The sequence below is a fragment of the Streptomyces sp. 549 genome (assembly GCF_030124175.1).
Taxonomy (GTDB): Bacteria; Actinomycetota; Actinomycetes; order Streptomycetales; family Streptomycetaceae; genus Streptomyces.
The window spans coordinates 144,140-159,568 of record NZ_JASKMT010000003.1; the positions used below are offsets into that span (position 1 = coordinate 144,140).

Genomic DNA, 15,429 nt, shown 5'->3' on the forward strand with positions numbered 1-15,429 from the left:
CATCCACCCCTTGGGTTCTCAGGTCACTCGCTGCTCTGGCGCACCGGCCCGGGCGGGCGCGGGCGCGTCTGACGCGTAGAACGAGCGCGTTCCCCCGGATGTGCCCGGCATGCGCCCGTCGGACTCACGGCGGGAGCGCACGCGAGCGGTGGTGCCGGCTCAGCGGCGGCGGCCGGCGCCGTCCTGGCGGCGCCTGCGTACCGAGCGGGCGTAGTGGTGCAGCAGGACGCGGGTGAGGAGCAGGGCCGTCAGGATGCCCAGGAGCAGCAGCAGCTTCACCGCGGACCGGTCCGGCCGTCGCGGCCCTGCGACCCGGCGGGCGGGGCGTGGGCGGCGTCGCGGGCGGTGAGCAGCGGTGTCGGGGAGAGGTCGCTGGTCTCCTCACCCGGCTCCAGCAGGGTGTCGGCCGGGCCGACGATCAGCGGGTCGGGTTTGCCGACCGCCTCCGGGTCCTTGGCCGCGTACTCGAAGCGCGACAGCACGTGCCGCATGGCCTCCAGCCGACCGCGCTTCTTGTCGTTGTTCTTGACGACGGTCCAGGGCGCGTACGCGGTGTCGGTGGCCCGGAACATGTCGATCTTGGCTTCGGTGTAGGCGTCCCACAGGTCCAGCGAGGCCAGGTCGGTGTCCGACAGCTTCCACTGGCGCACCGGGTCCACCTGGCGCTTCGCGAACCGGGTGCGCTGCTCGGACCGGGACACGGAGAACCACAGCTTGACGAGGTGGATGCCGTCGTCGGTGAGCATGCGCTCGAACAGCGGCGCCTCGCGCAGGAACAGGGAGACCTGCTCGGAGGTGCTGAAGCCCATGACCTTCTCGACGCCGGCCCGGTTGTACCAGGAGCGGTCGAAGAAGACGATCTCACCGGCCGCGGGCAGATGCGCCACGTAGCGCTGGAAGTACCACTGCGCGGCCTCCCGCTCGGTGGGCTTCTCCAGGGCGACGACCCGCGCACCGCGGGGGTTGAGGCGCTCGGTGAAGCGCTGGATGGTGCCGCCCTTGCCCGCGGCGTCCCGGCCCTCGCAGACCACGACGATGCGCTGGCCGGTGTCCTTGGCCCAGCGCTGGAGCTTCAGCAGTTCGATCTGGAGCACCCGCTTGACCCGGTCGTACTCCTTGCGCTTGACCTTGCTGTCGTAGGGGTGGTTCTCCCGCCAGGTGTCCGGCGTGTTGCCGTCGGCGTCCCTAAGGGTGGGCTGCTCGGGGTTGCGGTCGTCCACGGTGAGGCCGTGCAGCAGCCCCTTTCCGCCGTGGCTGTCGGCACTCATTCGGCCTCCTCGTCGGGATGGGGCGGTGCCCGGCGGGGATCGCCGCACACGCTCGCGGCGGGCACCTCCTCGATGGTCTCAGAACGCGGACCGGTCGGAGGGCGTACCGCTCAGGGGCGGGCGACGCGGTCCGACGGGCCCTCGGCGGGGCAGGTCAGGGCGGTGTCGACACCGTCGGCCACGGTGAAGACGTCCGAGACGCCGGTCACCTCGAACAGCCGCAGCACCTGCGAGTGCAGCGGGCCGGCGAGCACCAGCTCGCACCGGTTGCGGGCGGCGAGCAGCAGGTTGAGGATGCTGGAGTCGGCAAAGGTGACGGCGGAGAGGTCGAAGACCACCCGTCTCCCCTCCCTCACCGCGGCGTCGAGGGCGAGTCTCGCCTGCGGCTCGGTCTCGACGTCCACTTCACCGGCCAGCACGATGACCGTGGCCCCGCCTCGCCGGTAGCTGGAGGCCGGGATGGGCTCGCTCGAATCGACCTGCTCGTGAAAAGTTGTCATACGGCAACCTTTCCATGAATCCTGCGGGCGCTGGACTCACTCAGGAGTCGCGTTGATCACCCGTCCGGCAGCACGCACGACGGAGTACCCCTCCGACCTGCCGGTACATGGAGTCCCACGATCAGCCCAACCCAAACTTCCGATCCGGCGATTGCCCAAACTTTTCCTTCCGCATACCCGCGCGTGCGGGTGCGGGGCGACCCGGCGCCACCGACGGTGACGCACGGCACCTCCTCGGGCACCGGCGGTCACACTCGGCGGGGGCGTTACCGACCGGGACGGACAGGGGCTCGTGCGCTGCGGGGAATCCGCGCCGAAAGAATCATGTTTATCGAACCGGATCCCGGTCACCCGTATCGATGTCCGCAGCCTCGATTGCGCAAGGAGCTGAACCCCGTGTCTGGCGATGAAAAGAGCAAGTCCAAGCTCGAGCAGGCCAAGGGCAAGGTCAAGGAGACCACCGGCCGCGCTCTGGGTAATGAGCAGATGGAGGCCGAGGGCCGAGCGGAGCAGACCAAGGGAGATGCCCGCCAGGCCAAGGAAAAGGGCAAGGACATCTTCAAGAACTGAGCTTCCGCGCGCAGTGACCTTCCGCGCACCGCCAGTGGGCGGCAGCCGGAAACACTGACCGAAGCATCGAGGGGCTCGACGGGCGGCCCCGCGCCGCCCGTCGAGCCGCCTCGGCTCTCAACAGAACACCGCACCGAACGCGCCCCCGGCCCCGGAGTCGGTGGGCGCATGCCTGGCCCGCATATCTGACATGTACATGCCCGCCACTCGCTCCCTGGGTCCTGCCGACGGGGAAACGAGGTCGGCGAGTACGGCGGACTCCTCGGTCCGCCTCCCCGGTGAGGGCCGGGGTGATCACCTGGGACCGTGCACGACCCCCGTTCGATCACCCCTCCTGTTGTCCACTTTCCAAAAGAAGAATCCATGAAATGTCGTGCGCATGACTCCAAGGAGTCGGGGCACACGACAGCTCGGAGGTAATAACTATGGTTCCCCTGCTCATCGTTCTTCTGCTGGCCCTGATCCTCTTCGGTGCGGGATTCGCCGTCGAGCTGCTGTGGTGGGTCGCTATCGCGGTCCTGGTCATCTGGCTCCTGGGCTTTGTGGTGCGCCCGGCAGCGAGCGGCGGCAAGCGCGGTCGTTGGTACCGCTGGTAATCAGAAGCACGGTTGACGGAATTCCGGGGCCGGTGAGCGGAAAACGCTCACCGGCCCCTTTCCGTGCCCGGACACCCGGCAGCAGGCGCCCCGGAGAACCAGCGGTCACCAGATGTGGGCGACCCACTCCGGGTGGTCGACGAAGGGGTTGCGGTTCTGCTGGTAGTCGTCGTGGATGACGTCGTTGCGGCGCTTCTCGAAGGCGTCCGGCGGGTCCGCCGCATGCCACTGCCTGAGCACCGACAGGCGGCCCGTCAGCGGAGCCGACCCGTTGTCCACCCGGTCGTTGACCTCCAGGTCGGCGAACCCGTCGCCCCCCTCGTAGCGCACCGCCATGTAGAAGACCATGCGGGCCACGTCGCCCTTCACCGCGTCCCGCGGTTCGAAGGAGTCCGCGTCGGTGAGATTGCCCGCCGCGCCGGCCACCGGGCTGCCGCCCAGGTCGAAGTCCTTGTTGCCGCGGATGCCGTTGACGGTCACGTCCGCAGGCCGCAGGTGGTGCAGGTCCGTGCCGGGCCCGGCGGCGGTACCGAATCCGCCGCGCGACTGCGGCCAGACGTGCTCCCGGTTCCAGTCGCCGGTGCTGCCCCCGTGGGCCTGCTTGCTCTGGGACCGGCCGGTGTAGAGCAGCACCACGTTGGCGGGGTCCGCCGGGTCCTCGTCGGTCGCCTTCAGCGCGTCCCACACCTGGGCGTAGGACAGGGTGCGCTGGTCGCTGACGATGGCGTGCAGGGCGCTGCGGAGTGCGTCGCCGGTCTTGCCGACCGCGTCCTGGTAGTACGAGGCGTCGAGCGCGGCCGTGGCGGCGTCCCGAGGGGCGGTGGTGGTGGCGGCGGAACGTTCCGGCAGCGTGCCCGCAGGCTCAGGGGCAGCGGCGGCGGGCCCCTGGGTGGCCAGGCCGGCGAGGCCGGTGAGCAGCAGCCCGGCCGCCGCGCAGGCGAGGGGTTTCCAGCGGGGGGTACGAGGGACGGGCATGTGGGGTTGTCCTCTCCCGTGATGCGGGTGCGGCAACGGGCCCGCGGGCGCGGTGCGGTGGTGACGGGGTCGGGTGGCGCGCGGTGGTCGAACGACGCGCGGCGCTGGTCGTGGTGGTGCGGACAGGGCGAGCGTGGCACGGGCGGGTCCGGGGCGGCGTGAACGCCGGGCGCCGGTTCGGTGACGGCTCGGTGGAGCCCGAAGTTCGCCTGCGCGTCCGGGAGTCGGTGGCACAGCGGGGCGAATCGGGCATTGTGACACCCCGGCCGGGCGACCCGGCCTGGACGATCCGAGCGCCGAAGGAGGCGGCCTCGCCCGCGAATTGGTCCCGGTGTGGTGCGCCGCCCGCCGGGCTGTGGTTGGGTGATCACCATCACAGTTCCCTGTAAGGATGGGAGTGGTGAGGTGCGGGGCAAGCAGACCGGACTGACCCTTCGGATAGCCGTGCTCTGCGTCGTGCTGCTCCTCGCCGCCGCGGGCGGTTGGCGGCTGCTGCACGGAGGCGGCGACGCGGACCGGCCCATCGTGGTCGGCACCACCGGCGAGGTGACGTCGCTGGACCCCGCCGGTGCCTACGACGCCGCGTCCTGGGCGCTGTTCAGCAACGTCTACCAGTCGCTGCTGACCTTCCAGCCCGGCTCGGCGACGCCGGTACCGGACGCGGCCGAGTCCTGCGACTTCGTCGGCGGCGGCCTGACCACGTACCGCTGCACGCTGCGGGAGGGGCTCACCTTCAGCAGCGGGCGGGAGCTGACCGCGCAGGACGTCCGGTTCTCCTTCGAGCGCATCCTCGGCATCGGCCACGACCAGGGGCCGTCGCCGCTGTTCGAGGCGGTGCGCGAGGTCAGGGCCGAGGGGAACACGGTGGAGTTCCGGCTGAAGTCCGCCGACGCGACACTCCCGCTGAAGCTGGCGGGCGGGGCCGCGGCCATCGTCGACCGCGAGCGGTACGACGAGGACCGGATCCGCGCCGGTGACCAGGTCGACGGTTCGGGACCGTTCGTGCTGGCCGAGTACCGCAAGGGCGAGCTGGCCCGGCTGGTCCCCAACACCGGTTACCAGGGTGCGATGGGCAAGCCGGCCAGCCCGGTCACGATCCGCTGGTTCGCCACCTCGGAGGCGCTGGCGACGGCCTGGGACAAGGGCGAGGTGCACGTCAACAACGGGCAGATGCCCCCGTCGGTGCTGGCCGACCTCGACGCCTCCGATCCGGCGGTGGAGGTGACCGAGCAGGCCGGTGCCGACATCCGCGTCACCGTGTTCAACACCCGGGAGGGCTCGGCCACCGGGCCGGTGGCCGTGCGGCAGGCCATCGCGGCGCTGGTGGACCGGCAGCGGCTCAGCCGGCAGGTGCACCAGAACACCGTGGAGCCGCTGTACTCCCTCATCCCGCAGGGCATGACGGGTCACGGCACGCCGTTCTTCGACGCGCACCCCGAGCCGGACCGGGCGGCGGCCGTGGCGCTGCTCGCCCAGGCGGGCATCAGCACGCCGGTGCGGTTCCAGCTGGCGTACAGCCGGGGGTCGGTCACCGACGAGGAGGCACGCGAACTCAAGCGGCAGTTGGAGGACTCGGGGCTGTTCGAGGTGACCGCGACGAAGTACGACTGGGAGGACTTCCTGCGGGGCTTCGCCGCAGGCGAGTTCGACGCGTACGTGCTGGGCTGGGTGCCGGACTACCCGGACCCCGACACGTACACCGCGGCCCTGGTCGGCAGCAACAACTCGCTGCACAACGGCTACCGCAGCAAGCGGGTGGACGGGCTGATCCGGGCGACCCAGCGCAGCCAGAGCCGCAGCCGCATGATGGAGGAGTTCCGGACGATCCATGTGGAGGTCGCCCGGGACGTGCCGATCCTGCCCCTGTGGCAGAAGAAGGACTACGTGCTCAGCAATCCCGAAGTGGCCGGTACCCAGTACCTGTCGGACAACAGCGGCATGTGGCGGCTGTGGAAGCTGGAGTGGCTGTGACGCCGCAGGCCGACGGTCCGGGGCGGAGTGGCCGCTGCGAGGCGGTGAGTACCGCAGGTCCGAGTGGCCGAGAACATCCCCCACATGGATGCGGTCCGTCACTCTGAAGGCGTCCGCCGCTGCCCGTTCCGGGCGGAAAGCGGTACGTTCCGAGTGTGCCGAAGAATCTTCATACTGTCGCTTCTTTCATCGCCCGCCCGGCGGTGACCTTCGCGGTCCTGGTGCCCGCACTGCTGGCCGGGGCGCTCCCGGCCCACGCCGACCGCGCCCGCGCGGCGGACCCGGAGAAGCCCGAGCCGCCGCGGCAGATGTCCACCGTCGGCGGTGAACTGCTCGGACGGCCCGGCACGCAGATGCGGCCCCTCGCCGGCCAGGACGCGCCGAAGCTGCCCAAGGGCGTGACGGCCCGCGCCTGGATCGTGGCCGACGCGGAGAGCGGCGACGTGCTGGCCGCCCGCAACGCGCACTGGCGGCTGCCGCCCGCGTCCACGATGAAGATGCTGTTCGCCGACACGCTGCTGCCGAAGTTCGACAAGCAGGCCCACCGGCTGGTGCTTCCGGAGGACCTCGCCGGCATGGGCCCGGGCAGCAGCGCGGTGGGGGTGAAGGAGGACTACTCCTACCGGGTGCACGACCTGTGGAACGGCGTCTTCCTCAGTTCCGGCAACGACGCGGTGCACGTGCTGGCCGCGATGAACGGCGGTATGGCCGAGACCGTGCGGCAGATGAACGAGCACGCGCACGCCCTGGGCGCCGACGACACCCGGGTGGTCAGCCCTGACGGCTACGACGCCGACGGCCAGACCAGTTCGGCGTACGACCTGACGCTCATCGCCCGGTCCGGCATGCAGAAGCCCGACTTCCGCGCCTACGCGGCCACCGTGCGCGCGGAGTTCCCCGGCGGCGGCACGGAGAAGAAGCGCAAGCACTTCCAGATCCAGAGCACCAACCGGCTGCTGACCGGCGACTGGGGGCTGGAGCCCTACGAGGGCCTCGCCGGGGTGAAGAACGGCTACACCAGCAACGCCGGGTTCACCTTCACCGGAGTGGCCGAACGCGGCGAGCGCACGCTGCTGGTGACGGTCCTGCACCCGGACAAGGACGAGGGCCGCAACCAGGTCTACAAGGAGGCGGCCAAGCTGCTGGACTGGGGGTTCGCCGCCTCCGGCCGGGTCGATCCGGTGGGTGAGCTGGTGGCGCCGGCCGACGTCCGGGAGGCGCGGGCCCGGGACGCCCGCAAGGACGGGCGGGACGGGGACGCCCGGCAGGGGTCGGGGGCGCCGCCGGGACCGGCCGAGCAGAACCTCGCCTCCGGGCCCCGGGAGTCCGGCGGCGTCGGCACCGCCCTGGGGCTGGCCGGCGCGTTCCTCGTCGTCCTGGGGGCGGTGGGCCTGCTGGTGCGGCGGCAGTGGCCGACCCCGGCGGCGGTCACCCGGCGGACACCGTCTTCCCGTCCCCGGCGGGACCGTCCCTGACGTCCGCCCGCGCCGCCGGGCCGGCGTTGCTGCCGGCCGTTCCGGCGCCCGGCCCGGCGTCCGGGTCGGAGGGGTCGTCGCGGTGCTCGGTGGCCGACCACGCGGCGCAGAACAGCAGCAGCCTGGACATGAAGTTGATCCACAGCAGCAGGGCGATCGGCACGCCGAAGGCGCCGTACATGCTCTTGCCGGCCACCCCCGTGAGGTAGCCGCCGAGCAGCAGCTTCAGCAGCTCGAAGCCGACCGCGCCCATCACCGCCGCCTCCACCAGGGTGCGGCGGCCGGGCGTGACGCCGGGCACCCGGGTGAGCACGTAGCCCAGCAGCAGGAAGTCCACCAGCAACGCGGCGGCGATCGGCAGCAGCCGCATCAGCCAGCCCACCGGGCCGGCGTGCTCGATGCCCAGCCGGTCGGCCGTCCACTCCACCGCGCCGACCGCGAACGTCGAGCCGGCCAGCGACAGCACGCCCACGGCGCCCAGGCCGAGCAGCACGCCCAGGTCCTTCAGCCTGCCGACGACCAGGTTCGGCTTGTCGTCCGGCAGCTTCCACACCTCGCGCAGGCACTCACGCAGCGACCGCACCCAGTTCAGGCCGGTGAACAGCAGCAGCACACCGGCGATCAGCCCGACCGTGCCGGCGTTGTCGACGAACGTCTGGAGGCCGATCTGGTCGGAGATGCCCGGCACCTGGTCGCTCAACCACTCCTGGCCGTCCTCGATCTGCTGGTCCGACAGGAACGCGGCGGCGACCGCGGCGCCCAGCGCCAGCATCGGGAACACCGACAGGAAGCTGATGAAGGTGATCGCGGCGGCCAGCCGGGCCCAGTGCGTCTCCTCCAGCCGCTCGTAGGCGCGCCACAGGTGCGTACGCATCAGGCGGACGAGCAGCGGGCCGATGACGGGCTGCCGGATCAACCACTCCATGGGCCCGTTTCTACCCGCTCAGCCGCCGCCCACCGCCCCCGACAGGCCGGAACCCCGCACGGGAGCGCCGGGCACGCGTGTTCGCCGTACCGCTGGGTCCGGGGCCGTCCGCACGTCCGTGCGGCGGGCGTCAGGGGGCGGGCGCGGGCGGGCGGGACGTGTGGGACTGCTGGGGCAGGCCGGTGCGGGAGGCGCAGCCGGGCAGGCCGCCGAAGCGGAACTCCCGCTGGAGCCGCCACACGCCGTCCCCGCCCTGCTCGTAGAGCGCGAAGCCGGTGGTGAGCCACACCGCCTCGAAGTCCGCCAGCTCCGTGTAGGCGGTGTCCATCGCCGCCTCGTCGATGCCGTGCGCGACCGTGACGTGCGGGTGGTACGGGAAGTGCAGCTCGCGGGCGAGCGGGCCCTGCGCGTCGCGCACCCGCTCCTGGAGCCAGCCGCAGGCCGCGCCGCCCTCCACCACCTGGACGAAGACCACCGGCGACAGCGGGCGGAAGGTGTCCGTGCCGGACAGCCGCATCGGGAAGGCCCGCCCGGCCGCGGCGACCGCGGCCAGGTGCTCCTCCACGGCGGGCAGCGCGGCGGTGTCGACCTCGGTGGGCGGCAGCAGGGTGACGTGCGTGGGGATGCCGTGGGCCGCGGTGTCGCCGAAGCCGGCGCGCTGCTCCTGGAGCAGGCTGCCGTAGGGCTCCGGGACCGAGATCGATACACCGAGCGTGACGGTCCCCACGTGGGTCTCCTTTCCTGGCCGGGCCCGTCGCGGTGGACGGGCGGTCAGCGGCGGTCGGCCGCCGTTCAGTGCTTCGCGGGCAGGAAGCCCACCTTGTCGTACGCCTGGGCGAGGGTCTCGGCGGCCACTGTGCGCGCCTTCTCCGCACCCTTGGCCAGGAGTGAGTCCAGCGTCTCCGGGTCGTCCAGGTACTCCTGGGTGCGGGCCCGGAAGGGGGTGATCCAGTCGGTGACGACCTCGGCGAGCTCGGTCTTCAGCGCGCCGTAGCCCTTGCCCTCGAAGCGCTGCTCCAGCTCCGCGACCGAGGTGCCGGTGAGAGTCGAGTGGATGGTGAGGAGGTTGCTCACGCCGGGCTTGTGCACGGCGTCGTAGCGGACCTCGCTCTCGGTGTCGGTGACCGCGCTCTTGATCTTCTTGGCGGTGACCTTGGGCTCGTCCAGCAGGTTCACCAGGCCCTTCACGGACGAGGCGGACTTGCTCATCTTGATCGACGGGTCCTGGAGGTCGTAGATCTTCGCCGTCTCCTTCAGGATGTACGCCTGCGGCAGGGTGAAGGTCTTGCCGTACCGGCTGTTGAAGCGCTCGGCGACGTCCCGGGTGATCTCGATGTGCTGCCGCTGGTCCTCACCGACCGGCACCTGCTCGGCGTGGTAGAGCAGGATGTCGGCGATCTGCAGGATCGGGTACGTGAACAGGCCGACGGTGGTGCCCTCGGAGCCCTGCTTGGCTGACTTGTCCTTGAACTGCGTCATCCGCGACGCCTCACCGAAGCCGGTGAGGCAGTTCATCACCCAGCCCAGCTGCGCGTGCTCGGGCACGTGGCTCTGCACGAAGAGCGTGCAGCGCTCGGGGTCCAGCCCGGCGGCGAGCAGCTGGGCGGCGGACAGACGGGTGGCCGCGCGCAGCTCGGCCGGGTCCTGCGGGACGGTGATGGCGTGCAGGTCGACCACCGCGTAGAAGGCGTCGTGGCTCTCCTGGAGGGCCACCCACTGGCGCACAGCGCCGAGGTAGTTGCCGAGGTGGAAGGAACCCGAGGTCGGCTGGATTCCGGAGAGCACGCGGGGGCGATCGTTGGCCATGCGGCCATTCTGGCAGAATGCCGCGCCCTTCCGGGCCGCCGGGCCGCACCGCACGGGCCGGTGCGCCGGCGGCGCCACGGCGTCCGACCTGGCAGGACCAGCTACGACGAAGAGGCACAAATGCGGTCACCGGTTCGGTGCTGTGTCGCGAAACACCCCCGCCCGGAGCACGCGGGCGGAGCACTGCGCGCGACCGCGCGGACTCCGCGCCGGCCCCGCGCCCGGCCCTGTGCGCCGGGCGCGGGTTCCGGCGTGCGGGCCGTTCGGCCGGAAGAACCGCGCCGGGAGGCCCGCACGGCCACAGTTCACCCGACTCAGGACGGTCGGCTCCGCAGAGTTTCGCCCGCCGCCCGGTGGCGGACGATAGAAAGAGGCACCGCCTGTCCGGATCGACCCCATGAACGGAGCCCAGCGATGTCCACTTCAGCTGAGTTGATCGCCGCCGCGGAGGCGCACAGCGCGCACAACTACCATCCGCTCCCCGTCGTGGTGGCGTCCGCCGAGGGCGCCTGGATGACGGACGTCGAGGGGCGCCGCCACCTGGACATGCTGGCCGGCTACTCGGCGCTGAACTTCGGCCACGGCCACCCGCGGCTGATCGCCGCCGCCAAGGCGCAGCTGGACCGGGTCACGCTCACCTCCCGGGCCTTCCACCACGACCGGTTCGCGGCCTTCTGCACGGAGCTGGCCGCGCTGTGCGGCATGGACGCGGTGCTGCCGATGAACACCGGCGCGGAGGCCGTGGAGACGGCCGTGAAGACGGCCCGAAAGTGGGGTTACCGGGTCAAGGGCGTGCCGGACGGGCAGGCGCGGATCGTGGTCGCGGCGAACAACTTCCACGGCCGCACCACGACCATCGTCAGTTTCTCCACCGACGAGGAGGCGCGCGCCGACTACGGGCCCTACACGCCCGGCTTCGACATCGTGCCCTACGGCGACCTGGCCGCCCTGGAGGCGGCCGTGGGCGACACCACGGTGGCGGTGCTGCTGGAGCCCGTCCAGGGCGAGGCGGGGGTGCTGGTGCCGCCGCCCGGCTACCTGGCGGGCGTGCGGGAGCTGACCCGGTCGCGCAACGTGCTGTTCGTCGCCGACGAGATCCAGTCCGGCCTGGGTCGGACCGGCCGCACCTTCGCCTGCGAGCACGAGGACGTCGTGCCGGACATGTACGTGCTGGGCAAGGCGCTGGGCGGAGGTGTCGTCCCGGTGTCGGCGGTCGTCTCCTCCGACGAGGTGCTGGGCGTCTTCCGGCCCGGCGAGCACGGGTCCACGTTCGGCGGCAACCCGCTGGCCTGCGCGGTGGCGCTGGAGGTGGTGGCGATGCTGCGGACCGGCGAGTACCAGCAGCGGGCCTCTGAGCTGGGCGAGCACCTGCACCACGAGCTGGGCCTGCTGGTGGGCGGCGCGGTCCGCGAGGTGCGCGGGCGGGGCCTGTGGGCGGGTGTGGACATCGACCCGGCGCGCGGCACCGGGCGGGAGATCTCCGAGCGGCTGATGGCCGAGCGGGTGCTGGTGAAGGACACCCACGGGTCGACGATCCGGATCGCGCCGCCGCTGGTGATCAGCAAGGAGGACCTGGACTGGGGTCTGGACCGGCTGCGCGCGGTACTCGGGGAGTGAGCTGAACACGCGGGGCGCACGCCGACCGGCGTGCGCCCCGATGTGCCGTCCCGGGAGGGCGGCTCAGGACTCCAGGCCCCAGAGCCACTTCTTCCAGATGCCCTCGTTCTCCTTGGCCCAGCGCTCGGCCGCGCCCTCGGGGGACATGCCGTCGCCGGCGATCATCTTGGCGACCTTGTTCTGCTCGTCCTCGCCCCACTCGAAGTTCTTGAGGAACTCCGCGGCCTTGCCGCCGTCCTGGGCGAAGTCGGCGTTGAGGTACTTCTGCAGGTCGGTCTGCGGGTAACCGCACTCGACCTTCTCCTCCTGGGCGTCGCACCCGGCGTAGTACTCGGGCAGCCGCACCTCGGCCAGCTCCACCTCGGCCTCCACCCAGTGCGGCGTCCACCAGTAGGTGAGGAAGGGCTTCTCGGTCTCGGCCTGCTTGCGGATCCGCTCCAGCTGGGCGTCCTCGGAACCGAGGTACTCCAGGGTGAGGTTGAGGTCCAGGTTCTTGATCAGCGCCTCGTCGTGGGACTTGTACGAGGGGTCGCCCTGGTACAGCACACCCTGACCGCCGCTGCCCTGGGTGCCGAACATGTCGGCGTACTTGTTGATGTTCTCCCAGCGGGTGACCTCGCGGTCCTGGTCCGCCAGGTAGCGCGGCACGAACCAGCCGATGCGGCCGGTGACGCCGAGCTGGCCGCCGGGCACGACCGTCTTCTCCTTCTCGACGTACTTGGCGTACTGCTCGGGAAGGTCCCAGTCCTCCAGGATGGCGTCGGCCTTGCCCTCACCCAGGGCCTTCCAGCCGTCCGCCTCCTCCATCTCCTCGACGGTGACCTCGTAGCCGAGTTCCTTCTCCAGGATGTACTTGGCCACCGCCACGTTCGCCTGGCCTCCCGCCCACAGCGGGGAGACGAGGGCGACGGGTTCGCTCTTCGCCGCGGAGTCGGACCCGCAGGAACTCAGCACCAGCAGCGCGAACGCTCCGGCACCGGCCGTGAGGGACCTGCGGACGGACTGCCGATCGGCGCGTATACCAAGCATGGGCGTGTCTTCTTCGACCTGAACGGGCCCGTGGGGCGCCCGGAAGCGGGAAGGGGGAAAGCGGAAATACCCAGACCATAACAGGGCACTACGACGGACAAAGAGCCGCAGAACCCCTGCAAAGGCATGCTCCGGTGGTGTGCTCTAGGCCACACCGGAGCACGTGTGCGGGGCATGTGCGGCACAGGGTGGTGATCAGGTGACTGCCCGTCCACCGAGCGGCCCGCGCCGTCCGGCTGGTCGGACGGCCGACCCGCCGACGCGGCCCTGACTCCCCCGCGCCCCGGCCCACTTGACGGCCCGGGCGGGCACACGGACAGCACGGCCGGCAGCCGGAAGGCGGTCGGCCGGTACTCAGCCGACGTGCAGCTGAAAGGTGGTCAGGCCGGACCGGCTCCCGTTGATCTGCACCTCCATCGCGTGCTCGCCCGGGTGGTAGCGGCGGGTGGTGATCGGCCGGAAGGAGTGGCGGCGTTCCAGCACCAGTTCGGCGCCCGCCGCGAGTGTGCGGGTGGTGAGCTTGAAGACCTTCTCCGACGAACTGCCGTCGGCCTTGCGGTGGTGCACCACGTAGTCGACGGCGAGCCGTACCTCGCGGTCGCCGTCGTTGGCCACCGTGACGGTGAACGGCAGCATCTCCCCCACCGCGACGGACCGGGCGCCCAGCACCGGCCCGGTGACCCGCAGACCGGCCGCCGGCACGAAGCCCAGCAGTGCCAGCGCCGCCGCGTCGCCGCGCTTCACCAGGGTGCGCAGGGCGTGCCGGACGACCTTCGGCGTGTGCGGGTCGGGGTGCTCCAGCCAGCGCGCGGCGGTGGCGACGGCCAGCTCCGGGTGCGCGCGGCTGATGTCGTTGAGGTGGTTGGCGACGGACCGGCGCACGTATTCCGACGGGTCCCGGTGGAGGGCGTCGAGCAGCGGCAGCACCAGCTCGGGCCGCTGCTGGAGGCCGGGGACCCGGCGCGCCCACGGCAGCAGCGGCCGGGTGCCCTCGCTCGCGAGCCGCCGCACGTGCTCGTCGGGGTGGGTGGTCCACTCCCGGGCCGCGGCCAGGGTGGTGTGCAGGTCCGCGGTGAGGAAGGTGCGCAGGGCGTACTCGCAGGTGAGCCGCCCGGTCAGCTCGGCCGTCAGCCGCAGTCCGGCGCCGAGGTGCTGCCGCGGGGGCGCCGTGGCGCGGTCGGCGACGGCCTCGGACAGCGGCCAGACCAGCCAGCCGCCGAACTCCGGGTCCTTCAGCGCCCGGCGGACCACGGCGTCGAGCGCGGGGTAGTCGGCCGGCAGGTCGGTGAGCAGCGCGTCGCGCAGGGCACGGGCGCGGTCGCCCAGCCCCAGGCCGTGCAGGGCTGCGGCGGCCTGCCGCAGCGCGGGCAGCTCCGCGCCGGACGCCTCGGCCAGAGCGGCCCGCAGGCGTTCCACCTCCGCCGTTCCGAGCAGTTCGTCCGCCGTGGGCATGCCCGCGCCTCACCTCCGCCGTACGGGCCGCCGCCGGTCGGCTGCCGCTCCCGGCAGTCTGCCCGACGCCGCTGACAACCCGCTCCGGCGACCGGCGCCGCATGCGGCAGGCCCGGAACGCGGGTGCGTTCCGGGCCTGTGGCCGGTCAGTGCCGCTGGCAGCGCCGCTCAGGTGTGCTGCTCAGGAGGCGGGCAGCCACTTCTTCCAGGTGTCCTCGTTCGCCTCGATCCACTTGGCCGCGGCGTCCGCCGGGTCCATGTCCTCGCCGGCGATCATCTTGGCGACCTCGTTCTGGTCCTCGGTGGTCCACTCGAAGTTCTTGAGGAACTCGGCGGCGTCACCGCCGTTCTTCGCGAAGTCTGCGTTGAGGTACTTCTGCAGCATCAGGGTCTCGTAGCCGCACTCGGTCTTCTCGGCGGGGTCGTTGCACCCGGGCTCGTAGTCCGGCAGCTTGACCTCGACCATGTCGATGTCGGCGTTCATCCACTGCGGCTCCCACCAGTAGGTGAGGAAGGGCTCCTTCGCCTTGTACAGGCGCGAGATCTCCTTCAGCTGGGCCGCCTCGCTGCCGGTGGGCAGGATCTTGTAGTCCAGCTTGTGGTTCTTGATGAGCTGCTCGTCGTAGGAGGTGTACGAGGGCGCGGCACCGATGAACTGGCCCTTGTCGCCGGACTCGGACGTCTTGAAGTCCTTCGCGAGCTTGTTGAGGTTCTTGTAGTCCAGGACCTCGGGGTTCTCGTCCGCGTAGTACTTCGGCACGAACCAGCCGATGTGGCCCTCGACACCGAGGTCGCCGCCCTTGACGACGGTCTTCTTGTCCTCGACGTACAGCTTCTCCTTCTTGGGCACGCCGCCCCAGTCCTCCATGATGGCGTGCGCCTTGCCGCTGTTCAGTGCGTCGAACGCGACCGGCTCGTCCATCTGCTGCTGGGTGACGGTGATGTCGAGCTCGTCCTCCAGCAGCTTCGCCGCGACGGCGACGTTCGCCTGCGCGCCCACCCAGGAGGGGACGGCGAGCGTGACCTTCTTGACCCCGCCCTCGCCGCCGCTGCTGGTTCCGCCGGTCTCGGCAGCGCCGCAGGCGCTGAGCGCCACCATGCCGAGCACACCGGCGCCGGCGACGAGGGAGGTACGTATCCGCTTGCTGTGCATGAGAGCTGGTGCTCTTTTCTGTGAGGAGGACGTGCCGGAGGGTGTCAGGGCCCGGAGCCCGCCGGCGGGCGACGGGCGGGCCGAGGGTTCGG

14 protein-coding genes are annotated in these 15,429 nt (G+C 71.4%); 5 read left to right on the forward strand and 9 right to left on the reverse strand.

Annotated features, from left to right (window positions below):
- Positions 1-275: 275 nt before the first annotated feature.
- Together ppk2 and QNO07_RS04800 are read right to left on the reverse strand one after the other, a co-directional pair.
- Entirely contained in the window at positions 276-1,268 is a 993-nt protein-coding gene (gene ppk2, locus QNO07_RS04795) for a polyphosphate kinase 2 (RefSeq protein ID WP_283990225.1), read from the reverse strand.
- Positions 1,269-1,378: 110 nt separating this feature from the next.
- Entirely contained in the window at positions 1,379-1,768 is a 390-nt protein-coding gene (locus tag QNO07_RS04800) for an STAS domain-containing protein (protein WP_283990226.1), read from the reverse strand.
- 396 nt (positions 1,769-2,164) lie between these two features.
- Between QNO07_RS04800 and QNO07_RS04805 the strand changes: the two genes are divergently transcribed.
- Both QNO07_RS04805 and QNO07_RS04810 read left to right on the forward strand, forming a co-directional pair.
- A complete protein-coding gene (locus tag QNO07_RS04805; protein ID WP_283990227.1) occupies positions 2,165-2,338 on the forward strand; it encodes a CsbD family protein in 174 nt (57 codons plus the stop codon).
- Between the two features lie 425 nt (positions 2,339-2,763).
- Positions 2,764-2,934, forward strand: coding sequence for a hydrophobic protein (locus tag QNO07_RS04810; RefSeq protein ID WP_283990228.1), 171 nt, complete (start codon positions 2,764-2,766; stop codon positions 2,932-2,934).
- A 105-nt stretch (positions 2,935-3,039) separates the two neighbouring features.
- On the opposite strand, the gene QNO07_RS04815 is transcribed toward QNO07_RS04810, so the two are convergent.
- Complete coding sequence (locus tag QNO07_RS04815; protein ID WP_283990229.1) at positions 3,040-3,909, reverse strand: endonuclease I family protein; 870 nt, start codon at positions 3,907-3,909, stop codon at positions 3,040-3,042.
- 405 nt (positions 3,910-4,314) lie between these two features.
- On the opposite strand from QNO07_RS04815, the gene QNO07_RS04820 reads away from it, so the two are divergent.
- Both QNO07_RS04820 and QNO07_RS04825 read left to right on the forward strand, forming a co-directional pair.
- Positions 4,315-5,880 carry an ABC transporter substrate-binding protein gene (locus QNO07_RS04820; RefSeq protein ID WP_283990230.1) on the forward strand — a complete coding sequence of 522 codons (1,566 nt, stop codon included), beginning with the start codon at positions 4,315-4,317 and terminating at the stop codon, positions 5,878-5,880.
- A gap of 203 nt (positions 5,881-6,083) precedes the next feature.
- Entirely contained in the window at positions 6,084-7,355 is a 1,272-nt protein-coding gene (locus tag QNO07_RS04825) for a D-alanyl-D-alanine carboxypeptidase family protein (RefSeq protein ID WP_283990231.1), read from the forward strand.
- On the opposite strand, the gene QNO07_RS04830 is transcribed toward QNO07_RS04825, so the two are convergent.
- The 3 genes from QNO07_RS04830 to trpS form a co-directional block, all read right to left on the reverse strand.
- The gene (locus QNO07_RS04830) at positions 7,309-8,280 is read right to left on the reverse strand and encodes a YihY/virulence factor BrkB family protein (RefSeq protein ID WP_283990232.1); all 972 of its coding nucleotides are present in this window, start codon (positions 8,278-8,280) and stop codon (positions 7,309-7,311) included. The two genes, QNO07_RS04825 and QNO07_RS04830, sit on opposite strands and share 47 nt — an antisense overlap.
- A gap of 130 nt (positions 8,281-8,410) precedes the next feature.
- A complete protein-coding gene (locus tag QNO07_RS04835; RefSeq protein ID WP_283990233.1) occupies positions 8,411-9,007 on the reverse strand; it encodes a 2'-5' RNA ligase family protein in 597 nt (198 codons plus the stop codon).
- A gap of 65 nt (positions 9,008-9,072) precedes the next feature.
- Positions 9,073-10,086, reverse strand: a complete 1,014-nt coding sequence (gene trpS, locus QNO07_RS04840; protein ID WP_283990234.1) for a tryptophan--tRNA ligase — start codon at positions 10,084-10,086, stop codon at positions 9,073-9,075.
- A 414-nt stretch (positions 10,087-10,500) separates the two neighbouring features.
- Between trpS and rocD the strand changes: the two genes are divergently transcribed.
- Positions 10,501-11,703 (forward strand): ornithine--oxo-acid transaminase, encoded by a 1,203-nt coding sequence (gene rocD / locus QNO07_RS04845; RefSeq protein ID WP_283990235.1) that lies wholly within the window; start codon positions 10,501-10,503, stop codon positions 11,701-11,703.
- A gap of 63 nt (positions 11,704-11,766) precedes the next feature.
- On the opposite strand, the gene QNO07_RS04850 is transcribed toward rocD, so the two are convergent.
- The 3 genes from QNO07_RS04850 to QNO07_RS04860 all read right to left on the reverse strand — a co-directional run bounded on the left by QNO07_RS04850 (position 11,767) and on the right by QNO07_RS04860 (position 15,337).
- Positions 11,767-12,732 carry a glycine betaine ABC transporter substrate-binding protein gene (locus QNO07_RS04850; protein WP_283990237.1) on the reverse strand — a complete coding sequence of 322 codons (966 nt, stop codon included), beginning with the start codon at positions 12,730-12,732 and terminating at the stop codon, positions 11,767-11,769.
- 354 nt (positions 12,733-13,086) lie between these two features.
- Complete coding sequence (locus QNO07_RS04855; protein ID WP_283990238.1) at positions 13,087-14,184, reverse strand: DNA alkylation repair protein; 1,098 nt, start codon at positions 14,182-14,184, stop codon at positions 13,087-13,089.
- 181 nt (positions 14,185-14,365) lie between these two features.
- On the reverse strand, positions 14,366-15,337 hold the full coding sequence (locus QNO07_RS04860; protein ID WP_283990239.1) for an ABC transporter substrate-binding protein: 972 nt from the start codon (positions 15,335-15,337) through the stop codon (positions 14,366-14,368).
- Positions 15,338-15,429 lie beyond the last annotated feature (92 nt).